Source organism: Arthrobacter sp. 2MCAF14 (assembly GCF_052115645.1).
Lineage (GTDB): Bacteria > Actinomycetota > Actinomycetes > Actinomycetales > Micrococcaceae > Arthrobacter.
In genome coordinates this window covers 270,512-292,426 of record NZ_JBFRHB010000001.1, presented here as the reverse complement: position 1 = coordinate 292,426, position 21,915 = coordinate 270,512, and the positions used below count along the sequence as shown (strand labels likewise).

Sequence of the window (21,915 nt, the reverse complement as noted above, 5' to 3'; positions counted from 1 at the left end):
CCATGGACTCACTTCTTCCCGTCGTGGCCGCAGCCGACGCCGCGCCCCTGTCCCCCGGACAGCTCAGGGAGCTCTATTCCCTGATGGCTGCCGTTCGGTACCTCGATACCTCGGCCGTCGCCTGGCAGCGCCAGGGAATCATCCCCGGCTACGCTCCGGAACTCGGCCAGGAAGCCGCCCAGGTCGGCAGCGCCTACGCCCTCGACACTGCCCGCGACTTTGCTTTCCCGACGTACCGCGAGATGGGCGTCGCCCGGACCATGGGCGTGGACATGGTGGCGTACATGTCCACCCACAAGGCAACGTGGCACGGCGGAATGTACGATCCACTGGCAAGCCGCCTCGCGCCCATCCAGGCCGTGGTGGCAGGCTCGGTGCTTCATGCCGTCGGCTGGGCCCACGGCCAGACCCTGAGCGGCGAACACGGAGTGGCCCTCAGCTACTTCGGCGACGGTGCTTCCTCCCAAGGCGACGTCCACGAAGCCATGAACTTCGCCGCCGTGATGAATGCACCTGTTGTCTTCTTCATCCAGAACAACGGCTGGGCGATTTCAGTGCCCACCGAACGGCAGGTGGCCGGCGGCTCGGTAGCTGCACGCGCCGCGGGCTACGGAATCCCGGGCATTCAGGTTGACGGCAACGATGTGGTCGCCGTCTACGAGGCCACCCGCAACGCCTTCGCCCACTGCCGCGCAGGGAACGGTCCGGTCGTGGTCGAGGCCATGACCTACCGCCGCGGGCCGCATTCCACCGCCGACGATCCCGGCCGCTACAGGAGCCTCGACGACGAGCGCATCGACGCCGGCGAGGACCCGCTGGAACGCCTCCGCAAGCGTTTGCTGGCCGAAGGCGTAGCCGACGAGGCATTCTTCACCGCCGCGAACCAAGCAGCCCGGGCGGAAGAAGAAGCGATCCGCACCGGAATCGAAGCCCTCGGCCCCCGGCCCGGCAACGAAATGTTCGATTTCGTCTTCCAGGAAACCACCCCCGCACTTGAAAACCAGGCCGCCCGTTGGCGCGAGGAGTCCGAACATGTCTGAGAGCACCACCGCCATCCTTGAAGCCGAGGCAGCGGCCGAGACCCAGTCCGCCAAGCTTTCCATGCAGCAGGCACTCAACCGGGCGTTGGACGAGACCCTCTCCACCGATCCAAAAACGGTGGTCTTCGGCGAGGACTGCGGCCAATTGGGCGGAGTCTTCCGTATCACCGACGGACTGCAGGCCAAGCACGGAGAATCCCGGGTCTTTGACACGCCGCTCGCAGAATCGGGCATCCTGGGCATGTCCGTAGGGCTGGCCATGGCCGGCTTCCACCCGATTCCGGAAGTACAGTTCGATGGCTTCGCGTATCCCGCCATCAACCAAATCGTGTGCCAGATCGCCCGGATGAACTACCGCAGCCGCGGCACTTTGCCGATGCCGATCACGCTCCGGGTCCCCAGCTTCGGCGGCATCCGCGCCCCCGAACACCATGGCGAAAGCCTCGAGGCACTCTTCGCGCACGTTCCAGGGCTCAAGGTTGTCTCACCGTCGGACCCGCACGATGCCTACCACCTGCTCAAGTACGCAGCTTCGCGGCCTGACCCGGTGATCTTCATGGAACCGAAGTCCCGGTACTGGCAAAAGGGCGACGTCGACACAGCCGACGGCGGTACCCTCACCGGCGCCCGCATTGTCCGGCCTGGTCGCCACCTGACCCTCGTTGCCTGGGGTGCCATGGTGGCCCGGTGCCTGCAGGTTGCCGAACTCGCAGCGGAAGACGGAATCGACGTCGAGGTCCTTGATCTGCGCTGGCTCAAGCCGATCGACGCCGAAGCACTGGCGACTTCCGTCGGAAAGACGCGGCGCGCCGTCGTCGTGCATGAAGCTCCGCTGACCTCCGGGCTGGGTGCCGAAGTGGCCCAACTCATCACGCAAAGCTGCTTCGACACGCTCAAGGCGCCCGTTGAACGGGTCACCGGCTTCGACGTGCCGTATCCCTCCGGCGACCTGGAGGACGAATACATTCCGAACATTGACCGCATCCTCCTGGGGATCCAACGAGTACTGGAGTATCGACGTGGCTGAAATCAGCTTCCCCCTGCCCGATCTTGGCGAAGGCCTCATCGAGGCGACTGTGCTGGACTGGCTCGTCTCTCCGGGCGACCAGGTGGAACGGAACCAGCCGCTCGTGGAGCTGGAAACGAGTAAATCCGCCCTCGAGTTGCCGAGCCCGCAGGCGGGTAAAGTGATCCGTATCCACGGCGCGCCGGGCGAGACCATCAACGTCGGTGAGCCGCTGGTGGTGTTCGAGGTGCCGGACAATACTGCCGGCATCGTGGGCACCGTTCCCAAAGATGACGCACCGAAGCGCCGGGTCCGCCTGAGCGCTGTACTTGATGAGGACTGACACCATGAGCGGCAGGCACACGGAAGAGCACATCCACACGGTGGAGGGCACAGACCCGCATCTGTTCGTGGAAGTCCATGAGCCCGCCGAAGGCACCGACGCCGGGTTGCGCCCTGTCCTGCTGCTGCACGGTTTCTCCTCGTCCACCAAACTCAATTGGGGCGACACCGGCTGGATTTCCACCCTCAAAGCCGCAGGCCGGCGCGTCATCACGGTGGACCTTCCAGGGCATGGCCAGAGCAGTTCACCCGAGGACCTGGACTCCTACTCCCCGAGCCGGATCCGCGCGGACCTTCTCCAGATAGTCGCCGACGCCGGTGCGCGCCCTCTGCGCGCCGGTGACCCTACCAGCGGGCTCGACGTCATCGGCTATTCTTTGGGCTCCCGGCTCGCCTGGGAATTCGGGGCAACCCAGCCCGAACTGGTGCACCGGCTGGTGTTGGGCGGCCCGAACGAGGAAGACCCCCTGGCGTCCTTCGATCTCGCGGCAGCCCAGCGCTACCTCGCGGACGGCACACCCATTGAAGACGAGTCCACCGCAGGGTTGCTCAAGATGGCACAACTCTTGCCGAGCAACGATCTCTTTGCGCTCTTGTCCCTCATCGAGGCCATCAAGGGGGAACCATTCGATCCTGCCGAAGCCGTGCCCCATATGCCGATGCTCCTGGTGGCCGGCGAAAAGGACGAACGCGCCGTCACCATGCCGGAGCTCGCTTCGATCGCTTCCCACGCCGGGGGCATGGTTGAACAGCTGCTCGTGCCAGGGCGGAACCACAGCAACGCGGTGACCAGCCGGGTTTTCAAGGACGCTGCACTGGCGTTCCTCGGCGTCTAGTGGTGGCGGAGCGGCGGCGTTAGCCGGCCAGCCGCTCCGCATTGAGCGTCATGCGCTCCAGCACGCTGACGGCCATGGCGTATTCGTCGATACCGATCCCCATCGAGAGGTCCCGGCGGGAGTCTTCAACGAGTCTTTGGGCTTCCGTGTGTTTTGCGTGGCCCAGTTCGCTGAGGCTGATGCGATCGTCCACCATGACGATCATGCCACGGCCTACGAGCGCGGCAAGTTCGCTTTCGCGACGTCGCGTGTCGCCGCCCCAAAAGGGGCCGAGTATTCCGTCAAGATCCTCGGGGCTCAGGGGTGTCTCAGCCAGGACATTGAGGGCCTGCCACTGCCTCCGGCTGAGTTTCAACCTCGCCAAGGTGCTGTCCAGATGTGCCTCCAACGCGGCATCCAGCCGTTTGGTCCAGTAACCGATGGGCTTGTTCACATGGCCCATCGTGGCAGCGCAGAGCGGTCCCGGCAACAAAGGTAGGCTTGATTCAGCGCTGGATGACGTGGAAGTGAGACGAATGGGCATGCGCTTCAAGGACCGTGCGGACGCCGGACGCCGCGTGGCCGCAGGACTTCCGCAGCTCCGGCAACGGCCGGACACCATCTTGCTGGGCCTCGCCCGCGGTGGGGTCCCCGTGTCGGCCGCTGCCGCCGTCGAGCTCCACCAGCCATACGGCGCCATTCTGGTACGTAAACTCGGCATTCCCGGGCGTGAAGAAACAGCGTTCGGCGCCCTGGCCTGGTCCAACGGCAGGATCGTCCGCATACTCAACCGGCCCCTCGGCGAACGCATGCTGCGGCACGGAATCACCCAGGCTTCCCTTGATGCGGTGGAGGTACGCGAGCGGGGAGAACTACTGCGGCGTGTGAAGACCTACCCTGGCATCGTCTTTGACCTCACGGGCAAGACCGTGGTTCTTGTCGACGACGGACTCGCCACGGGCGCAACGATGCGCGCCGCCGTCGAGGCCGTCCGCGCAGGCGGGGCGGCGACTGTGGTGGCCGCCGTCCCCGTGTCATCCCTCGAAGCCCAAGCGTCCATCAGCCGCGTGTGCGATTTCATGATGTGCCTGCACACGCCCGGCAAGTTCCACGCCGTTGGCGCGTTCTACGAGCACTTCGAACAACTGACCGACGACGACGCGGTGCGGCTTTTGGAGCAGGCGGGGTAGTTCCTTTCCAATGCCACCTAGCTCACTTGCAAGCGCCGCCGTACATCGGCACGGATACGGTAGATGTCGCCCCCGCCTCGGGGTCGCTGACCCTTATTACGACGCAGGCGGGTCCACGGACAAGAATCATCCCCGGAAACTGTGTTCTGCGGCCTTGGCACCCTTTGGTGGAGTAGGACCGGTGGACAACTACGTTTCCCTCCTGCAAGGCAGGATTAGTTCCCCAATCCTTGCTGGAGACAACCATCAGAGCAGCGTCGTCCGGCCCTTCGATGCTCACTACGCGCTCACCGATACCCGGCTCCAGGGTCAGAGGCGCTTTCCATCCGCCGTATTGGATGCCCGCGATGGTGACGGCAAAGCCGCCTAGATTGTCCTTGATCGGCCACGCATAGCCAGCCGGGCTCCCGGTCCAAGATCTCGACGAGACTCCTAGTGCTTGGGGCGTGTCTGATCCCGAAGACTCCGGCCCACGGTCCGCGTCTGTGCCAAACGCATCGCGACACTCGAGGTTCGACGCCAATGTGAGCGTCTTGGGTGCAGAGCCTTCTGTTGGTGGCGATGTGTTTGAGGGCTCGCACGCCGAGAGCCCCAACATCGCGGATAGCGCCAGCATCATCCCTTGGCCCGATTTCACTCGATTTGTCTCCCTCATCGGCGGGCTGCGATCGGTCTCTACGTTAAGATCAGCACACCGGTCGCTGCGCCCGCAATGCCTTCGACGATTCAAACAGCGATCTGGGTTCAGTCCTTCCGCTCGAGGAACTCCCGCACCCGGGCGCGGGCCGGCTCGCGGTCGTAGCTGTTCACGAGGGCGGCCGCCATGCGGACGGGGTCGCCGAAGAAGAAGTACTCATACAAGGCCTGGCGTCCGGCAAATGCGGAAATGCTGGCATCGAAAGCCAGCTTAAAGAGGCGCACGCGCTCCGGCCCGGTCAGCGTCTTCGCCTGCAGGTACAGTTCGATGTCCGGCAACGCCTCACTCGCCACGTCCGCTTCGCCCGGCAGGGCCATGAGGCCGGAGGCCGAGAACTTCCGGATGATGGCGGGGAAACGCTGGGCAACCTTGGGGTACCAGTTGCGTGCCGCATTCAGGGTGGGCCAATGCGGCAAGAACACGCCATCCGGGCTTGGAGCCGCCTGGGCTTCCGCCGCCACCATGAGGGCCTTGCCGATTTCAACGGTTTCGATCAGCTCCGCCAGGTCTTCCTGGATGTGCTGGAAACCGTCAATCCCGATCGACGCCGCAATCTCCGAGGCCAGGCCAAGGAAGAACTCGCTCTTCGCGATAGTCCGCGTGACCACCTGGTGGGTCATGAGAGCCCCGGCGCCGGTCTCGGAGTAGAAGGCATTGCACAGTTCGGGATGGCCGAGCATGAAGATGCGCTCGTTGGGAACGAACACATGGTCGAAAACGACGACGGCGTCCATCTCCTCGAAGCGGCTGGCGAGCGGTTCGTCGTGGGTGCCTCCGCCGTTGTAGAGCGAGGTCCGGCATAGGTAGCGGATGCCGGGCGCATCGTTCGGAAGGGCGAACGCGTAGGAATACGGAGCATCTTCCGGCGTCGAGCGCAGGAGCGTCGACGGGAACACGAGGAGCTCGTCGGCGATTGGCGCGATCGTGGCGAGCATGCGCGCGCCGTGGACCACGATTCCGTCTTCGCGTTCTTCCACGACCCTCGCCGAGAGCTGCCCCCCGAGCTGTTCGGAACCTGACACCGAACGGTTGACCTGCGGCGGGATCAGCGTGTGCGTGGCCAGGAGATCGTTCTCGCGGCAATGCTCGTAATATTTGCGGATGTTTTCGCCGAACATCGGATCGGCCTGGGCAAACCATTTTTCCGCGGCTGCGAGCGCCGTGAGGGCGCCGTTCATGTAGTCACCCGTGCGGCCCAGGAATCCAAGGGAGTACTCTGCCCAGGTGCGGATGGCTGCATGCCGATGTTCGAGGTCTTCTTTGCTGCGCGGTACCAGGAACGAGGCACTTACCCGGTCACCCGTCGTCGGGGACTCGTAGGTGAGGGCGTCCGCATACTTCGGATCATGCTGCATGTCGAAGAGCTTCGCGTACGTGCGGGCCACGTTCCTGAAGGACGGGTGGTCGGCGATCTTCTCGGTGACCATTTCGCCGTCGATCAGGACGTGGGGGTTCATCGAGTTGAGCTTGTCCAGGTACTGCTGTCCGGTCCGGATTCCCATGGTTGTCTCCAATGATGGTTGAGCTGAAACGGCATATGGATGCGGCGTCGACGGGCGCCGGCAACTACAGAAGATCCTCCATTCCCAATTGGCTTTCCGGGATGGTGGTGAAGGAGCTGTTGGCGAAGGCGAGCGCATCGCCGCTGCGGTAGTTGAAGTCCACCACTTCACCCAGGTAGAGGGTGTGGTCTCCGCCGTCGTAGGCCGCCCACGGCGTGCATTCGAAATAGGCGAGGACGTTGGATAGCCGCGGCGCGGTCTCGCCTTCGACCCACCGGGGCTCGGGCCCGGGACGGCCCGAGAAATGCAGGGCGAGCTGCTTCTGTTCGGCGCCCAGGATATTGACGCTGAAGGGGCGCCCGGCGAGCTCGTCGTGGGCTTTGGTGTTGCGGGCGATGCTGACCAGGACCAGGGGCGGTTCCATGGACACAGAGGTGAAGGAATTGACGGTGATGCCATGCCGCTTGGTGACGCCGTCGAACGTCACGATGGCAACGCCTGTGGCAAAGCGGCCCAGGCTGCCGCGGAAATGATGGGCCCGCGGCCGCGAAGTGCGGCCCAGGGGTCCCTGCTCCGCGTTCTGGCTGGACTTGGCAATCATCGTCGATTCCTGCTTGGAGATTGTTCCATGTGTGAATTTGTTCTATATTTGAACAACAAATTCTCATACAGAACCATAGTCTTTTGTGTGCCACAGCACAAGACGGCGGGTCAGCCGCGTCAGACCCCAACATAGGATGGAGCGCATGATGTCTCCCAGCGCCGCGAAAAGTCTGCAGGAAACGACGGCGACGGTCTCGCCCTCGCAGACCCTCTCCCGCGGAATCCAAGCCTTGGAAATCCTGGCGGCTGCCGAGCGCCCCCTGACCATCGCAGAACTCGCCGGCGCCTTGGGCGTCCATCGTTCAGTGGCCTACCGGATCCTCCGGACGCTCGAGGATCACTCCCTGCTGGTGCGCGACGACGCCGGGCGCGTCCAGCCAGGTCCGGGCCTTGCGGTGCTGGCCCGGGGCGTATCCCGCGACCTCCAGACGGCCGCCCTGCCGGAGCTGACCCAGCTTGCCAACACCCTGAACATGACGGCCTTCGTAGCGGTCTGGGACCATCAGGATTGCGTCACACTGGTCACGGTCGAGCCTCGCCACTCGGCCGCGACCCTGGCTCAGCATCCCGGCACGCGCCACCCCGTGAACACCGGGGCACCTGGAATCGCGATCCAGTCCACCATGAGCGAAGAAGAATGGGCCGCCCGCGCCCCGGGCCTGCCGTATCGCCCGGAAGCGACCGATGCGCGCCGGCTCGGCTACGCGGCAAGCCACGACGAAGTCATCGCAGGCTTGTCATCTTTGGCCGCCCCCATCCAGGTGCCGGGCGGCCGGCCCGCGGCGATCGCCGTCGTCTACATCCGCCGCGAACAGGACCAGGCCGCCGTCGGCGAAGCACTGGCAGCGAGCGCGGCCCGCATAGAGTCCCAACTGGCGTAAGGGCCCCGGGTTTCAGTCGTCCTGCTTCTTCCAACGCTCGCTCACTTCTAAGGCCAAAACCGGGAACGCTCTTGCAGATGATCTGAGCGAGGGTTACCAAAAAGCGGCCCATAAGTGAGCGAGCGTCGTTATTGTTGGGTGCTTGGCCTGCGCCGGAGGACCAGTCCTGCGACGATCCCGAGCACCAGGAGCGCGCCCGAAGCAGCCGTGGACACCACAAAAGCGGCGGCGGGACCTTGGGTTTGGGCCAACTGGCCGGCAAGGTAGGCGCCCAACGCCGTACCCGCCACGATGCCGCTCGCCAGGGCGGTCATCACGGTTGCCATACGGCCGGCCGGGGCCACGACTCCCCCGATGCTGAAGACCGTCACCATGACGGGTCCCACGGGAATTCCGAGCACCAAAAGAACAATGACCATCGGCCAGATCCCGGTTGGAAGGAACAAGAGGAAAGAGAACGCCGTCATCGCGGCAGCGGCGAGCACCCAACGGATCGCCAGCCCGAAGCGCCGCGGCCAATAGGCAACGGACAGCGCAGCGACGGCGGAGCTCAGCCCCATGACGGAATACATCAGCCCCGCAATTTCCGCCGTGGCGAACTGGGCGGAGAAAGCGCTCAACGCATTCTGCGTCGCACCAAAGAATGTTCCCATGCAGACCATGGCCAGCACCGGCACCGCGACCTTCAGCCAGGCCAAGGAACGGACACTTGACTGCTGCTCCGTAGAGACACTCCCGACGCCGGTGCTTGCCTTGCGCTTTGCCGGCACCACAGCCAATTGTGAGGGATGCACCGCGAAAGCCGGCACGAGCGTGGCAGTAAGGACGGCCGCCAGTGCGAGCGGAAGCCAAGGGGCTACGAGGCTCGCGAGAATACCGACCAGCGCGGGACCCAGGACGAAAGTGACTTCGTCCGCGGTTCCTTCGTAGGACAACGCGGTATCAAGGTCTGCGCGGCTGGACGCCACACTTCCAGGACCGGCGGCATTCTCGCCGGCTCCGGGCTTCGAATTCCTGGTGTTCAGGTTCCGGGTAGTCAGGGCCATCCAACGGACACGGGCCATGGGCCCCACCTGCGGGCAACTCGCTCCGGCCAGGAAAGCCGTCACCAAAATGGCGATCGCGTCCGTGGGGGCGTTGAAATCGGGAGTCAGGTACGCGGCAACGAGCAATGCGATGACGGTCACGGCGTTGACAGCCGCGGCTACCAGCAGGACAGGGCGCTGGCCTGAGCGGTCAGCGAGCGAGCCGAGTACCGGTGCACCCAAGGCCGATCCGATTCCGACGGCTCCGGCTGCCAGGCCGCCGATGGCGTAGGAATGGCTGACGGCCGTGACAAGGGTGAGGGTGCCGACGGTCAGCATGGCGAGGGGCAGCCTCGCGAAGAGTCCCAGCGGCAGGAAGTTGCGGCCTGCGAGTTCGGGCAAGCGGGCGAAGCGCCCAGGCAGGCGCGAGCGGCGGGGCGCGGCCGATAGGGACTCGGCGAACGGGGACGCAGAAGGAAATGAAGGGGCAGCCTGGAGTGCGGTGTTCGCCGCGGAGTTCTGTGGGTAGGAGTTCATGATTCCGGGTTCGCTGAATGATGCGCATCGCCCCTCCTCCCGATGCGCGCGACCCGGTGTAACCCTCCAAGTCTACCGGACGCCTCAACGCAGACCGATGTGTCTAGGTGTCCGCCGTGTTTAGGCTGCCGCGGCGTCGACGATTCGCACGGTGGAGCCGTTCCGGTTCTTGATTACTTGCAGCTGGCTGCTGATTCTCTGCTTCATCTCCGCAACGTGGCTGACCAGCCCGACTACCCTGCCGCCGTCGCGCAGTCCCTCCAGCGCATCCATGACCTGTTCAAGGGATTGCTCGTCGAGGCTTCCGAAGCCCTCATCCACGAACAAGGTTTCGATGTCCACACCGCCGGCCTCTTGCTGGACCACATCCGCGAGCCCCAGGGCCAACGCGAGCGAAGCCATGAACGACTCCCCGCCGGACAGCGTGGCGGTGTCCCGCCGCTGCCCAGTCCACTCATCCACGACTTCCAGGCCCAGACCGGATTTCGCGCCCCGGGCTGCCTTGGCGTCGGTGTGCTGCAGTGTGTAGCGGCCATCGCTCATGGCGATCAGCCGCTCTGACGCCGCTGCCGCGACTTGTTCGAGGCGAGCGGCCAGCACATAGCTGTTGAGGCTCATTTTGTAGCCGTTATCGCCTGCACCCCTGGCGGTTTCAGCAAGCTCGTTGAGTACCCGGGCGCGTTCACGGGGGCCGCGCCCGGAGGCCGAGGCTTCTTCGTACTGCGAGCGGATCGCAGCCAGGCTCGTCACGGTGCGGGCAGCGAGTCCCGCAGCAAGATCCAGGCGGCGGGCCGTTTCTCCAGCCTGTCCGGCCTCCTGTTCGAGGGCGGCGAGCTCGACCGCGGTCATGGGCACCTCTCCGATCTGTACTTCCTTGGCAGCGAGCACGAGCTCCTCGGACTCGAAGAGCTCCGCGAGCCGGGCGCTTTCGGTCTCGACCGCCCTGATGGTTTCGTCAAGCCTCGCGGCGTGCTGCTCCTCGAGGATTTCAAGCCGCGCCGCTTCTGCGGTGTCGAATCCGTTCGCCGAAAGGGCGCTTTCCAAGGCCGTGGATGCATCGCCAAAAGCCTCCCGGACACGTTCCAACTGCACGCCTGCAGCCACAGCGGACTGCAGTAGCTCGCGGTGCCTGGCCAGGGCCTCAATCCGCTCGCGCAGCCTGTCGAAGCCATCACGAAGCCCGCGAAGCAAGGTGTCCAGGGACTCGCGTTGTTCCCCCAGCAGGACCATGGTGGACCCGGCCTGCGCCGCAGCCGTGTCCTCCCGGAGTTGTTCTTCCTCCAAGCGGGCAATGCGCTCCGTCATGCGGGCGAGGTCTGCCTGTCCCCGTTTGAGCCCGTCAACGGCGGAACGGGCCGAGGCCAGGGCGTCTTTGGCCAAGGCCTCCGCCGAAGCGGCTTCCTGAGGATCGATGTCTCCGCCTTGGGCGGCGAGCACGGCAACTTCCTGCTCGGCGGACGCCAGCTCGCCTGCCGCCTGGAGAAGTTCATGCTCACTCTCGTCATAGCGTTCGTGGGCGGATTGCTCTTCCTCGGCAAGGGCCAGGGCGGTTAGCCCGGCTGGCGCAAGCGAAGGGTGCTCGGCGCTTCCGCAGACAGGGCATGCTTCGCCGTCATGCAGTTTGGCGGCGAGTTCCGCTGCCGCATTGGTCAAGCGGGATTCACGGAGATCCAGCCAGAGTTGTCGGAGGTCTTGGGAAAGCGCCCGGGCAAACGCGTGGCGCTTCACCGCCGCGGACTGGGAATCAAGGGCGCCTGCGTAGCGGGCTACGGTCTTGACGGTGTTCTGCGCTGCTGCAGCTTCGCTTTCCCGGAGGGGCAGCTCCGAAGCGGCCGCATCCAGCAGGCCCAGCTCCCGTTCCAAAGCAACCGCCTCCGAGCGAAGCCCGGCCAACGCAAGGGACCGCGCGGCTTTGGCCGACTCCCGCTGCCGTGCAGCGAGGTCGAGGGCATCAAGCCTTGCAGTGATGTCCTCGAGCTTTTGTTCGTCCCCGGCCCTGGCCTCCACGACAGCCATCGTCTCTTGAATACTGGCCAGCGAGGTGCCGGGGTCTTTCGTGTCAAGAGAAGCCGCAAGAAGCTTCGCCGTCGCCGATTCCGCCTTCGAGGCCGCCAGGTCGAGGGCCTTAGCGGCACGGTCGACGGCGTCGAGCTGTCCGCCGAGGACGGCGGCTTTGCGGTGGCGTCCAAGTCGCTCCCGGAATTCCTGCACTTCAGCCGCGCGTGCGGAGAGGGCTTCGTGCCGGCGCATGGCGGCGTCGAGCTTTGCGTGCCGTTGAACCCGTTCCCGGGCGGAGTTGAGCTTGTCTGCCAGCTGAAGCCGGAAGGCATCGGCAGAGCCGGCAGCTTGCTGCCGCCCCGAAGATTCGGTCCGGGCCCGGGCCTCGAGGTTCCCGAGCCGGAGTTCAGGCGTGGACTCGCTGGATCCTGCGTCATCAAGATCCGGGTCAGCGTCCTCTTCAATACCCAGTTGCGCGTACTCTGACTCCGCCCGCTGCACGAGCAACTGAAGTCCGTTCTGGTTGTCCTGCACTTTTGCGCTCGCGGCGTTTGCTTGGAGGGCCAACTGCTGCTCGATCGCTTCAAAACGCTGGGTTCCGAAGAGCTTCTGCAGGAGATCCAGCCGGTCGGACGCCTTGGAACGCAGGAAAGCCGCGAAGTCTCCCTGAGGAAGCATGACCACCCGGGTGAATTGTTCCCGGTCCATCCCCAGGACTTCACCGATTTCCATACCGGCTTCGTCGTTGCGTGAGGTCTTTTCTTCCCACGATCCATTGACCCGCTCGCGCAGAAGCGTTTTGGCCTGCTGGGTGGTAAAGCCCTTGCGCCCGCGCGCACTTGGTCTGTCCCACACCGGGGAGCGAGTGACCTCAAAGCGCCTGCCGCGCGCCGAAAATTCGCAGACAACCCGCGGCTCCGCAGTCGGTTCCGCGTGGTCGCTCCGCAAGCGCTTGCCGTCCTGGCGCGCACCCGGTACCGAGCCATACAGCGCAAAGCAGATAGCGTCGAGCACACTGGTCTTTCCTGCACCGGTGGCGCCGTTCAAGAGGAACAGGCCCTGGGCTCCCAGCTGATCGAAATCAATCGACTGAACCCCGGCAAACGGCCCGAAAGCCTCAATTTCAAGGCGGTGGACTCTCACAGCTCTGCCCCTTCCAGCCGGACCGCTTCCAAGGCTTCTCGAAGGGCGGAAAGTTCAGCCTCGTCAACCGGCCTTCCGCGCACATGGTCAAGGAAGCCGCAACAAACGCCAAGATCGTCCTCGGCTTCTGCAAGCCTGCTGCTGTAGCTGGCCTTGACCTTTCCCGCGGCGTCTTCAGGGTCAAAGCCCAGCACCAGTGTGTCCGGGAACCGGGCACGCAACTGTTCCATGGCCTGCGCCGGCCGCGCGGAGTCCGTGAGGGTGACTTGGCAATACGCAGTCTCGGCCCAGGAGTATTCCTCAGATTCCAAAATCCCAGCAAGCTTCCCTCGGAGAATCGCCAGCTCCCGTGGTGCTTTCCACAGAATTTCCTCGACGCTCTCCACACCGTCGACGCCGACGTCAATCAGCCACGCACCCTTGCGATGCTTGGCCTCGGAGAACGAGTACGCCAGCGGCGAACCCGAATACCGGACGTGCTCCGAAAGTTCCTGTCGCCCGTGCAGATGTCCAAGGGCCGTGTAGCCGAAGCCATCGAAGAGATCCAGGGGTACCGCCCCCAAACCGCCGATGCTCAAATCGCGTTCGCTGTCCGAAGTGATGCCGCCGCTCGCGAAGGTATGTGCCAGTACAACGGAGTGCACCTGTCCTGTCCGGCTTCTCCGGGCAATGTCCTCATGGATGAGCTGCACTGCGGCCTGCGTGACGTCAAAGTGGCTCGCCGTTTGTGTACCGAGCCGTTCGGCGACGAGCCTCGGTTCAAGGTAAGGAATACCGTAGACGGCAAGTACCGGGGCACCCGCCTGAGCTGCCCGGTGGTTGCTGTCCAGTGGAAACAGGATAGGGGAATCGAGATCCTCTACCCGGGTCCGCAGATGGACTCCCCCGCGCTCCAGCAGGCGTGAAGCGAAACCAAGGCGGATCGCGGAATCGTGGTTGCCGCTGGTCAGCACCACCTTGGCACCGGCGTCCGTGATCCGCACGAGGGCGTCGTCGAGAAGCTTCACGACATCCAGGCCGGGAAGGGCGCGGTCGTAGACGTCGCCTGCAATCAGGACGACGTCCACCGACTGTTCCCGGATGACTGCCAGCAATTGCTCGATGAAGTTGCGCTGGGCGTCGAGCATTCCGACGCCGTGGAACGAGCGTCCCAGATGCCAATCCGAAGTGTGCAAAAGCTTCATGTTTTCAAGCTAACTGGAGGCACTGACATTATTGGCGCGGCGCGGCGGCACCGGCCGTAACAGGGCCCTCCCGGCAGCTGAATTCCTGTGTCAGCCCCGCTTGCCGTCGAAGAAATCACGGGCCGGGTCGACGTCGGGCTTCACTTCGGCGGGCGTTGCAGCGGGCTCAGTAGCGGGCGTGGAAACCTCTTCCGCGCTTTCCGGGACAGCCGCTTTGGCGTCGTCGTCGGACTTTTCGTCCCAGCCGTCGGCCGGCAACGGCTCCTCGACCTCAGCCACGGCAACTGGGGTGGTTTCACCGAAACCGCGGAAGATGAGGCCTGCGATCGCCGCGCCCACCAGCGGTGCGACCCAGAAGAGCCAGAGCTGCTCCACCGCCCAGCTGGAACTGAAGATGGCGGATGCAGTGGCGCGGGCCGGGTTGAAGGCAAGGTTGCCCGTGGACTGACCCAGCTGTAGCAGGACTGCAACCGTCAGGCCGACGGCGAACGGTGCTGCGAGCTTGCTGGGATTGCGTCGAGCGGTGACACCCAGGAAGACCCCCACGAGGAGCGCGGCACCGAGGACCTCGATGAGCATCACGCCGGTCACGGGAACCTGGAAGCTCGAATGCGTACCGAAGCCGGAGGTTGCAGTGTCAAAGACAGTCCGGCTGTCGGTGATCCCGGGAACCGTTCGCACGACCGCGAAAATCGCCAGCGCGCCCAGCAAACCACCCACGATCTGGGCCCCCAGGTACGCGGCCCCATCTACGAGCTTCATCCGGCCGGCAACCAGGTGACCAACCGTAATGGCCGGGTTGAAGTGCCCGCCCGACAGGTAACCGAAGGCAAGCATCGCAGCAGTGACGGTCAGCCCGCTGGCCAGCGAGGCCGGCATCGGAACCGCCTGGGGATTGATGAAGATCAACACGCCCAGGCCAATAACCACAAGGAACAGCGTCCCCAGAGCTTCAGCGAACGCCCGAGCAAGGAGCCGGGGGCCGCGGGAGGAGGGAATGGACACAGTCGTGGTCATGTCGAGGGATTCCTTAGTTCGAAGATCGGGTGGTCTTTTGCGGAGGCGAATGCTCCAGCCAGGGCAACAAGCCACGCGGCGGACCGCGTTCCTGCCCCGCAGCATCCTGTCAGCCGAGTCTGGACGCTTCCTGAATCCGAGCCTAGCCGCCCAACGCTATTGCCGCGACCGCAGCACAGGCGAGCGCGATGATGGACACAGCGCTTGCAAGCATCAACGCAGCCGACGCTTCCTCTGCGCCATGGTGCAACTGGTGGGACCTGACCCAGACAACGCAGCCCAGGACAATCGTGGCAGCCGCGGCCGTCAAAGCGCAGATTCCTTGGTAGTCGAGTCCCGGTATCCCGGTGGGAAGTTGCCCCGCGCCGGACTTGGCCGTCAACCACCTGCGCCAGATAAAGAGATCCACCACCAGAAGCGAAATCAGGGTCCGGCGCCAAGCGAGCGTGGTGCGCTCCGGTTGCAGCCCCGGATCCCTGGCGTCAATGGTCAACGCGCCACCAGGATCAACACGGCAAAGGTGAAGGCTGCCACAGCAACCACGATGGTCATGAGCAGCATGACCCGAGAGAACGGCAAGGCCTGCTCGTTACGCATGGCAGCCTCCATCTGCGCCCACCGGCGGTAGGCAAGCGTCGCGAGGCCCGCGCCGATCATGGAAAGCACGACGCACAAAACGATGCGCACGGGCTGGGGCGCAATGTTCGGAGCAAGCTGGTCGATGGCGACGGCACCAGCCAGCAGGGCCAACGAGGTACGGATCCACGCAAGGAAAGTCCGCTCATTTGCGAGGGAGAATCTGTAGTCCGGGGTCTTCCCGGTTTTCCGCCACGCGGGTTCACGCATCACTGCCTCCTGGTTCACGAGCCACCGTATCAGCGGCGATGTGAAGACCGACGAAACAGCCACGGTAAATTACCACTATGAGTGCTGAACCGTCCCCCTCCGTCGTGCCATCCTTCGAGTCCCGGGTTCACGGCTGCCTGCTGGGCGGCGCCTTGGGCGATTCGCTCGGCTACGCAGTCGAGTTCGATGACGTAGCCACCATCCGCTCCCGCTTCGGCGCCGCGGGCCTCAGCTCTTTCTGCCAGCTCGACGGCGGCAGCCACTTTTCGGACGACACCCAGATGACGCTGTACACCGTTGACGGCCTCGTGGAAGCCCTCGAGTGGGCCAACGACGGCGTAGCGGCGGATGAAACTGCATGTCTCTGGCTGGCTTACCTGCGATGGCTCGCGACCCAGGGCGTCGCCTTGCCGTCGTCGGCCCCCGTTCCCCAACCGCGTTGGATCGACAGCCAGGAGGTGCTCCGGCACCGCAGGCATCCGGGCAAAGCGTGCCTGAGCGGACTCGCCACGGGCCAGATGGGAACCAAGTTCCGGCCCGTCAATCCGGAATCGAAGGGCTGCGGCACGGTCATGCGGTCCGCTCCCTTTGGCTTGGTCCCGCATATTTCCGAAGCCACGGTCTACAAGCTGAGCACCGATGCCGCGTGCTTGACCCACGGGCACCCTTCGGCGCGGCAAAGCGCCGGTGCCTTCAGCGTGCTGGTGCACAAACTGACCGCGGGCTCGGACGTACGGACTGCGGCTGAGCATGCCTTGAGCGTGGTGTCCGCACTGCCGGATCCAGCTCCAGAGCTCCTGGAGCGCCTCCGCCAGGCGCTGGAACTTTCTTTCACCGGCACGCTGCTCAGCCCGGAAGAACTCACGGCGCAACTGGGCGAAGGCTGGGTCGCGGAGGAGGCACTCGCCGTCGGGCTCTACGCCGTGCTGGCAACTGGCGCGGCAGCGGAGAAACAGCGTGATCCGGCCGACCATTTCCGCAAGGCCATTGCGGTGGCGCTGAACCACAGCGGTGACAGTGACTCCACCGCTTCGATCGCGGGCAATGTCCTCGGGGCCCTTTATGGGGAGGAGGCCCTGCCCTCGGACTGGCTTGTGGCCCTTGAGGCTCCCGACGTCATCCGTGGGATGGCGCAGCGGCTTATCGCTGTCACGGTCGGCTAGGAAGCAACAGGTTCAAAGCCTGCGAAGCGCGATGTTGTTGCACGCTTCGCAGACGCCCTCGGGGATGAGGCCGTGCCTCTGCAGGAACCCGAAAATGGCGCAACCAAGGCAGAATCCGACAAACGATTCGAGGGACGCCGCGACGATCAGCAAGGCGAGCAGGATCCAGGCACCTACGGCGAACCCGGCGAAGAACAGGACCGCGGCCGCCGTGCTGAGCGCCGCGCCGATTCCTTGTGCGAAGCGCTTGGGCGGGCCCGGGACAAGTTTGGCGGGACCCACCCTGGGTGCCAGGACCTTGACGGACAGCAAGGCGAACGGCGAGATCCTGGGCCCGAACAACACCCGCAGCCAGAAGCCGACGGCGATCAGCACGAGTCCCCAGCCGAGGCCGCTCACGAGGGTGGCCACTGCCGCAAGAACCACCAGGCCGGCCGTGATCCTCGCGGCGTACTCATTGACGGGGTTGGGGAAAGCGAAGACGGCGCGCCATCCAGTGGCTGACGGAGCCGGCGTTCCTGCGGTGAGCCCTGCAGTGTCTGCCTGTTTTCCCTGAGTCATGGCTCAAGGCTAGGAGCGCCGCGACACAACGGGAAGCTTTGTTGCTCCGTGTGAATATTGCCCCCGCTAGCGTCCGCCGACCATCTGCAGGAACTCCCCTTCGGACAGGACCTCGATCTGCTGGCCGCGGCTGTGCAACTCCAAGACCCGCTTGGCTTTGCCGGTGAGGCGCCCGTTCCGGAGATCGCCGGCCACGAAGCCGTCACCCACCACCAGGACCGTGGTCCTTCCGGTCACGCGGCTCTCTGGACGCGCGCCCAACTCTGCCGCTCGCTGTTTCGCTTCCGGCCGGGCAATGGCAAGCTCACCGGTGAAGACAACAGTCTGCCCGAACAGGGGGTGGCCCGGTTCCGCCGCAGGGTTGGGGTCCGGGTTGGTGCCCTCTTCCGGCCAATTGCTCCAGGCGCGTCCAAGCTGGCCGGCGCCAATCCCGACGCCGGGTCGCCCGGCGACAGCGCCGCCCCCTCCTCCGACGCCCGCGAGCGCGGCGATCGTTTGCTTGGACAGTCCGTCTCCGGGCTGGAAGGCCTGCTGTTTGGGTATGGCCAGGCCAAGGGACAAGTAGAGCTCGGCGATGCTGTTGGCGTTGTTCCGGTGCGCGATGTCCACCAGGATTCCGGCGCACGCCCGTGCGTCCTCCGCGGCGTCGTGATGGTTCACGAGGGGCACGCCAGCCTCCTCCGCGGCGTAGGGCAAGGAATTGGATACCAAGGAGTAGCAGCGCCGGGACAACATCACCGTGCAGACGTACTCGTAGCCGGGGCCGGGCAGGCCGGAAACTTCGAGTCCGGAGCGGATCACGCCCAGATCGAACGCCGCATTGTGGGCGGCAAGGATGTCCCCGCCGATGAAGGCCCCGATTTCAGGGAAGAGTTCGCCAAAGCGTGGAGCCTCGGCGACGTCCTCGGCGCGGATGCCGTGGATCCGGGTGTTGTGGTATTCGAAGTGGTCGTGGTTTTCCGGCGGCCGCATGAGCCATGAAGCTTCCTCCACCACGACGCCGCCACGGACCTTGCTCAGCCCGACCGAGCACGGAGAACCCCTGAAGCCGTTCGCAGTTTCAAAGTCGATCGCCGTAAAGTCCAATGCCACTGGTCAAGGTTACAGGTGGATATGGCTTCCTATGGCGGTGGTGATGGCCGCCACTTGCTACGAACCGTCGTTCAGACCTCGTCCGCGGTCTCCTGCAGCTTGGTCAGCGCTTTCTTGGTTGTCCTCTGGGTCAGGACATGGATGACCGCCCCTACGGCGCCCCCGGCGAAGGCGAACAACACTACGCCCGGCAAGGAGTCCTCCAGATTGGTCGCATCCTTTGGCGCGGGCTTCCCTGTGGACTTGCTCCAGATGGCCTCCAGGACCTTGTTCGCCGCAACCCCGGCGCCCATGCCCACAGCGAGGCCAAGCAGTTTCATCAGGACGTTCATCTGGTTCCTCCGATTGTGCCCACATGGGCCGGTTCACGCGGCTTCGGTGCTGCCTGTTGCGCATGTGGCCAGGCAGCCCCCGGCCTTTTGCCCTAAACTTATAGATTACTGGGGATAGTCAGCATGCTTAGTATTCAGCATACGTGATGAGCAGGAGAACAAAGTGAGTTCTGTCGAATCCATTGAACCTGAATCCCGCGATACTCCGGCGAGCAACAGCAAGCCAGACGATTCTTCCGGCGGCGATCAAGCTACTTCGCGCCCGAAACGTTCGCCCATCCTGCGGTTCTTTGGCTTGCTCGGGCCAGGACTGGTCACAGGCTCGGCCGACGACGATCCCTCAGGAATCGCCACCTATGCACAGGCTGGCGCCACCTTCTCCAACGGCATGCTCTGGACCGCTCCTGTCACTTTGCCGATGATGATGGCGGTCCAGGAAATCTGCGACCGCACCGCGCTGGCCACCGGGGACAGTCTGGGCAGGCTGGCCCGCCGGAAGTTCTCCCGCAAACCCCGGCTGATGATTGGAATCCTGATCGTGGCCCTGCTCGCGGCCAATACGCTGAACGCGGCGGCGGACCTGATGGCCATCGGGCAGGGCATGGAACTGTTCGGCGCGGGCCCGGCCCAGATGTGGAGCGCGATCGCCGGGATCGGCATAGCCGTCGTCCTGATGGCAGGCGGCTTCGAGATCATTTCAAAGATCTTCAAATGGCTCTGCCTGGCCCTGCTGGCCTACGTGGCGGTCCTGTTCGTGGCCAAAGTGGACTGGGGTGACGTCGCGGCAGGACTGTTGGGCCTGCAGTTCCGTTTCAGCTGGGACTACCTGGGACTGATCGTCGCGGTGCTGGGCACGACGATCTCCCCGTATCTGTTCTTCTGGCAAAGCGCCGATAGGATCGAGGAACTCCGCGAAGAGGACCATGGCAGCGCTGAAGAAGTCAGCCTGGAGGAAAGAGCCCCGGCACCGGCTGAGCATAAGCTCCGCAACGCTCGCGCCGATGTCTTCACCGGCATGTTCTTCTCCGTCCTGGTCATGTTCGCCATCATGGCGGCCACCGCCGCGACCCTGGGCAGGAACGGCACGGACGTCAAGACCGCGGCCGACGCCGCCAAAGCGCTGGAACCCATCGTGGGTCCGGCCGCGAAGTTCCTCTTCGCGGCCGGGTTCATCGGCTCGGGCATCCTGGCGGTCCCCGTCCTCGCCGCTTCCGGTTCCGCCGGGCTTGCCGGCCTGCTCGGCAAGAACTGGGGGTTCGACCGGCGCCCCAGCCAGGCTCGCACGTTCTACGCGCTGCTGGGCGTGGGAACCATCGGCGGTGTCATCATCAGTTTCCTTGCCACGGACCCCATCGGACTGCTGATCCTCAGCGCGATCATCAACGGAATCGCCGCGGCCCCGTTCCTCATAGTCACCATGCTCATCTCCAGGGACAAAGATCTCATGGGCAAATACCGCAACGGAAGACTTGCCGCGACACTCGGCTGGTCCACCACCGCCATCATGGTCGTCGCCGGGGCCATCGGCATCTGGACCACAGTCACCGGCTCAGCCTAGGAGTACTCCCATGAGTGAACACGCCAGCCCCGCCCCCGAACCCGCGGGCGCCTCAAGCAACAAAAAGCCGGATGATCCCGCACGCCTTGAGGATTACGCACATCCGACCACTCACCAATTGCGCATCGTCGGCCGGCGCAGGGCGGACGCAGAAGCCAAGCTCGAACAGCAACAGCGCGATGCCCGTGCCAAGCCTCCGGAATGACACGGGCGGACGTGGCGCGGTACTACGCTAAATGCCGTCCCCCGGTGACGCCGACAACGGATCCCGACATGTAGCTTGCTTCCGCGGTGGCCAGCAGCACGAAGGTCGCTGCCAGTTCAGCGGGTTGACCTGCCCTCCCCAGGGGCGTGTCCTCACCGAAATGGACTATTTTTTCGCTCGGCTGGGTCGGGGGCTGAAGTGGAGTCCAGATCGGTCCGGGTGCCACCGCGTTGACGCGGATCCCGCGAGGCCCCAATGATTCCGCGAGCGAGAACGTCATGTTGATGATGGCCGCCTTGGTGGCGGCGTAGTCGATAAGGCTCGGGCTCGGGTGGTAGCCCTGGATGGACGACACGTTGATGATCGCGGACCCTGGCTGCAGATGGGGCAGCGCGGCTTTGGTCAGCCAGAAAAGGGCATAGACGTTGGACTTGAAGGTCCGGTCGAACTGTTCGCTCGTGAGGTCTTCGATTCCTTCGCTCGTGGTCATTTGATAGCCGGCGTTGTTGACGAGCACGTTCAACCCACCGAACTCCGCAACAGTTTGGGAGACCACATCCTGGCAGAAAGCCTCGTCGCAGAGGTCACCGGGCAGCGCCAACGCGCTCCGACCGGCGTCTTCGATCAACTGGACTGTGTGCACCGCGTCCTGTTCTTCTTCAGGCAAGTACGTGAAGGCAACGTCCGCTCCTTCGCGGGCATAGGCAATCGCGGCAGCCCTTCCGATACCGGAATCCGCCCCGGTGATCAGGGTCCGGAACCCCTCCATGCGGTGGTGTCCGATGTAGGTGCTTTCGCCGTGGTCCGGGCGGGGACGCATCGCGTCGGTCCAGCCAGGGTAGTCCTGTGGTTGAGGTTCGAACGAGCCCCCCGGGTACAAGGTCCGGGGATCCCGCGCTCCGTCCGGGACATCCGGGTGCCGAATGACCTGATTCTCCAAAGCCATCACAATATCGTCGTCAAGATCGCTTGCGCTTGATCCCTTGTTGACAACCAGCGCTTCTGCTTGTTGGTCATCCTCATCGAAGTTGCGTCCTGCCATCACTGTTCCTCCATCTGGTCGTCGTCGTGAGAATCGCTCGGTTCCCTGCGCGTACCCCGGACAGTTGAAGTGCTTGCCGCTTCTAAACCTAAAACCACCGGCCGGAGTGCACAAGATCATCAGCATACTTATATTC

At 64.4% G+C, this 21,915-nt stretch carries 22 protein-coding genes; 9 read left to right on the top strand and 13 right to left on the bottom strand.

Going from position 1 to position 21,915, the window contains the following annotated elements:
* Nucleotides 1–2 precede the first annotated feature (2 nt).
* The 4 genes from AB4074_RS01345 to AB4074_RS01330 are packed head-to-tail and all read left to right on the top strand — an operon-like array spanning nt 3 to nt 3,224.
* Nucleotides 3–1,040 carry a thiamine pyrophosphate-dependent dehydrogenase E1 component subunit alpha gene (locus AB4074_RS01345; RefSeq protein ID WP_441411762.1) on the top strand — a complete coding sequence of 346 codons (1,038 nt, stop codon included), beginning with the start codon at nt 3–5 and terminating at the stop codon, nt 1,038–1,040.
* Nucleotides 1,033–2,067: an alpha-ketoacid dehydrogenase subunit beta gene (locus AB4074_RS01340; protein ID WP_441411761.1), complete on the top strand. Its 1,035-nt coding sequence runs from the start codon at nt 1,033–1,035 to the stop codon at nt 2,065–2,067. The genes AB4074_RS01345 and AB4074_RS01340 overlap by 8 nt, the downstream gene beginning before the upstream one ends.
* On the top strand, nt 2,060–2,389 hold the full coding sequence (locus AB4074_RS01335; protein WP_234747729.1) for a biotin/lipoyl-containing protein: 330 nt from the start codon (nt 2,060–2,062) through the stop codon (nt 2,387–2,389). The genes AB4074_RS01340 and AB4074_RS01335 overlap by 8 nt, the downstream gene beginning before the upstream one ends.
* 4 nt (nt 2,390–2,393) lie before the next feature.
* Nucleotides 2,394–3,224 carry an alpha/beta fold hydrolase gene (locus AB4074_RS01330; RefSeq protein ID WP_441411760.1) on the top strand — a complete coding sequence of 277 codons (831 nt, stop codon included), beginning with the start codon at nt 2,394–2,396 and terminating at the stop codon, nt 3,222–3,224.
* A gap of 19 nt (nt 3,225–3,243) precedes the next feature.
* On the opposite strand, the gene AB4074_RS01325 is transcribed toward AB4074_RS01330, so the two are convergent.
* On the bottom strand, nt 3,244–3,657 hold the full coding sequence (locus tag AB4074_RS01325; RefSeq protein ID WP_441411759.1) for a MarR family transcriptional regulator: 414 nt from the start codon (nt 3,655–3,657) through the stop codon (nt 3,244–3,246).
* A gap of 82 nt (nt 3,658–3,739) precedes the next feature.
* On the opposite strand from AB4074_RS01325, the gene AB4074_RS01320 reads away from it, so the two are divergent.
* The gene (locus AB4074_RS01320) at nt 3,740–4,393 is read left to right on the top strand and encodes a phosphoribosyltransferase (RefSeq protein WP_441411845.1); all 654 of its coding nucleotides are present in this window, start codon (nt 3,740–3,742) and stop codon (nt 4,391–4,393) included.
* 744 nt (nt 4,394–5,137) lie between these two features.
* Here AB4074_RS01320 and hpaB read toward each other — a convergent pair.
* On the bottom strand, nt 5,138–6,592 hold the full coding sequence (gene hpaB / locus AB4074_RS01315; RefSeq protein WP_441411758.1) for a 4-hydroxyphenylacetate 3-monooxygenase, oxygenase component: 1,455 nt from the start codon (nt 6,590–6,592) through the stop codon (nt 5,138–5,140).
* A gap of 64 nt (nt 6,593–6,656) precedes the next feature.
* A complete protein-coding gene (locus AB4074_RS01310) occupies nt 6,657–7,193 on the bottom strand; it encodes a flavin reductase family protein (RefSeq protein ID WP_441411757.1) in 537 nt (178 codons plus the stop codon).
* A gap of 148 nt (nt 7,194–7,341) precedes the next feature.
* Here AB4074_RS01310 and AB4074_RS01305 point away from each other — a divergent pair, with 148 nt between their 5' ends.
* On the top strand, nt 7,342–8,076 hold the full coding sequence (locus AB4074_RS01305; protein ID WP_441411844.1) for an IclR family transcriptional regulator: 735 nt from the start codon (nt 7,342–7,344) through the stop codon (nt 8,074–8,076).
* 128 nt (nt 8,077–8,204) lie between these two features.
* Here AB4074_RS01305 and AB4074_RS01300 read toward each other — a convergent pair whose 3' ends face one another.
* The 6 genes from AB4074_RS01300 to AB4074_RS01275 form a co-directional block, all read right to left on the bottom strand.
* Nucleotides 8,205–9,638: an MFS transporter gene (locus AB4074_RS01300; protein WP_441411756.1), complete on the bottom strand. Its 1,434-nt coding sequence runs from the start codon at nt 9,636–9,638 to the stop codon at nt 8,205–8,207.
* 120 nt (nt 9,639–9,758) lie between these two features.
* Nucleotides 9,759–12,779, bottom strand: coding sequence for an AAA family ATPase (locus tag AB4074_RS01295; RefSeq protein WP_441411755.1), 3,021 nt, complete (start codon nt 12,777–12,779; stop codon nt 9,759–9,761).
* Nucleotides 12,776–13,963 (bottom strand): exonuclease SbcCD subunit D, encoded by a 1,188-nt coding sequence (locus tag AB4074_RS01290; protein WP_441411754.1) that lies wholly within the window; start codon nt 13,961–13,963, stop codon nt 12,776–12,778. The genes AB4074_RS01295 and AB4074_RS01290 overlap by 4 nt, the downstream gene beginning before the upstream one ends.
* A 90-nt stretch (nt 13,964–14,053) precedes the next feature.
* A complete protein-coding gene (locus AB4074_RS01285) occupies nt 14,054–14,980 on the bottom strand; it encodes an MIP/aquaporin family protein (RefSeq protein WP_441411753.1) in 927 nt (308 codons plus the stop codon).
* A 142-nt stretch (nt 14,981–15,122) separates the two neighbouring features.
* Nucleotides 15,123–15,473, bottom strand: a complete 351-nt coding sequence (locus AB4074_RS01280) for a DUF202 domain-containing protein (RefSeq protein ID WP_236811668.1) — start codon at nt 15,471–15,473, stop codon at nt 15,123–15,125.
* Nucleotides 15,470–15,826 (bottom strand): YidH family protein, encoded by a 357-nt coding sequence (locus AB4074_RS01275; protein WP_437770735.1) that lies wholly within the window; start codon nt 15,824–15,826, stop codon nt 15,470–15,472. Before AB4074_RS01275 ends, AB4074_RS01280 begins: the two co-directional genes overlap by 4 nt.
* 77 nt (nt 15,827–15,903) lie before the next feature.
* On the opposite strand from AB4074_RS01275, the gene AB4074_RS01270 reads away from it, so the two are divergent.
* Complete coding sequence (locus AB4074_RS01270; RefSeq protein WP_441411752.1) at nt 15,904–16,989, top strand: ADP-ribosylglycohydrolase family protein; 1,086 nt, start codon at nt 15,904–15,906, stop codon at nt 16,987–16,989.
* Between the two features lie 12 nt (nt 16,990–17,001).
* Here the strand turns inward: AB4074_RS01270 and AB4074_RS01265 are convergent, their stop codons facing one another.
* The 3 genes from AB4074_RS01265 to AB4074_RS01255 form a co-directional block, all read right to left on the bottom strand.
* Nucleotides 17,002–17,550, bottom strand: coding sequence for a DUF4395 domain-containing protein (locus AB4074_RS01265; RefSeq protein WP_441411751.1), 549 nt, complete (start codon nt 17,548–17,550; stop codon nt 17,002–17,004).
* A 66-nt stretch (nt 17,551–17,616) separates the two neighbouring features.
* A complete protein-coding gene (locus tag AB4074_RS01260) occupies nt 17,617–18,642 on the bottom strand; it encodes an exonuclease domain-containing protein (RefSeq protein WP_441411750.1) in 1,026 nt (341 codons plus the stop codon).
* Nucleotides 18,643–18,713: 71 nt separating this feature from the next.
* On the bottom strand, nt 18,714–18,974 hold the full coding sequence (locus tag AB4074_RS01255; RefSeq protein WP_441411749.1) for a DUF4235 domain-containing protein: 261 nt from the start codon (nt 18,972–18,974) through the stop codon (nt 18,714–18,716).
* A 163-nt stretch (nt 18,975–19,137) separates the two neighbouring features.
* Here AB4074_RS01255 and AB4074_RS01250 point away from each other — a divergent pair, with 163 nt between their 5' ends.
* Nucleotides 19,138–20,532, top strand: a complete 1,395-nt coding sequence (locus AB4074_RS01250) for an Nramp family divalent metal transporter (protein WP_441411748.1) — start codon at nt 19,138–19,140, stop codon at nt 20,530–20,532.
* 10 nt (nt 20,533–20,542) lie between these two features.
* On the top strand, nt 20,543–20,737 hold the full coding sequence (locus AB4074_RS01245) for a hypothetical protein (protein ID WP_441411747.1): 195 nt from the start codon (nt 20,543–20,545) through the stop codon (nt 20,735–20,737).
* Nucleotides 20,738–20,759: 22 nt separating this feature from the next.
* Here the strand turns inward: AB4074_RS01245 and AB4074_RS01240 are convergent, their stop codons facing one another.
* Nucleotides 20,760–21,683, bottom strand: coding sequence for an SDR family oxidoreductase (locus AB4074_RS01240; RefSeq protein WP_441411843.1), 924 nt, complete (start codon nt 21,681–21,683; stop codon nt 20,760–20,762).
* Nucleotides 21,684–21,915: the final 232 nt, after the last annotated feature.

Coding starts and splice junctions, on each gene's coding strand:
- AB4074_RS01345 (WP_441411762.1), top strand. CDS start 3: ATGGACTCACTTCTTCCCGTCGTGGCCGCAGCCGACGCCGCGCCCCTG.
- AB4074_RS01340 (WP_441411761.1), top strand. CDS start 1,033: ATGTCTGAGAGCACCACCGCCATCCTTGAAGCCGAGGCAGCGGCCGAG.
- AB4074_RS01330 (WP_441411760.1), top strand. CDS start 2,394: ATGAGCGGCAGGCACACGGAAGAGCACATCCACACGGTGGAGGGCACA.
- AB4074_RS01320 (WP_441411845.1), top strand. CDS start 3,740: ATGGGCATGCGCTTCAAGGACCGTGCGGACGCCGGACGCCGCGTGGCC.
- hpaB (WP_441411758.1), bottom strand. CDS start 6,592: ATGGGAATCCGGACCGGACAGCAGTACCTGGACAAGCTCAACTCGATG.
- AB4074_RS01310 (WP_441411757.1), bottom strand. CDS start 7,193: ATGATTGCCAAGTCCAGCCAGAACGCGGAGCAGGGACCCCTGGGCCGC.
- AB4074_RS01305 (WP_441411844.1), top strand. CDS start 7,342: ATGTCTCCCAGCGCCGCGAAAAGTCTGCAGGAAACGACGGCGACGGTC.
- AB4074_RS01300 (WP_441411756.1), bottom strand. CDS start 9,638: ATGAACTCCTACCCACAGAACTCCGCGGCGAACACCGCACTCCAGGCT.
- AB4074_RS01290 (WP_441411754.1), bottom strand. CDS start 13,963: ATGAAGCTTTTGCACACTTCGGATTGGCATCTGGGACGCTCGTTCCAC.
- AB4074_RS01285 (WP_441411753.1), bottom strand. CDS start 14,980: ATGACCACGACTGTGTCCATTCCCTCCTCCCGCGGCCCCCGGCTCCTT.
- AB4074_RS01275 (WP_437770735.1), bottom strand. CDS start 15,826: ATGCGTGAACCCGCGTGGCGGAAAACCGGGAAGACCCCGGACTACAGA.
- AB4074_RS01270 (WP_441411752.1), top strand. CDS start 15,904: ATGAGTGCTGAACCGTCCCCCTCCGTCGTGCCATCCTTCGAGTCCCGG.
- AB4074_RS01265 (WP_441411751.1), bottom strand. CDS start 17,550: ATGACTCAGGGAAAACAGGCAGACACTGCAGGGCTCACCGCAGGAACG.
- AB4074_RS01255 (WP_441411749.1), bottom strand. CDS start 18,974: ATGAACGTCCTGATGAAACTGCTTGGCCTCGCTGTGGGCATGGGCGCC.
- AB4074_RS01245 (WP_441411747.1), top strand. CDS start 20,543: ATGAGTGAACACGCCAGCCCCGCCCCCGAACCCGCGGGCGCCTCAAGC.
- AB4074_RS01240 (WP_441411843.1), bottom strand. CDS start 21,683: ATGGCTTTGGAGAATCAGGTCATTCGGCACCCGGATGTCCCGGACGGA.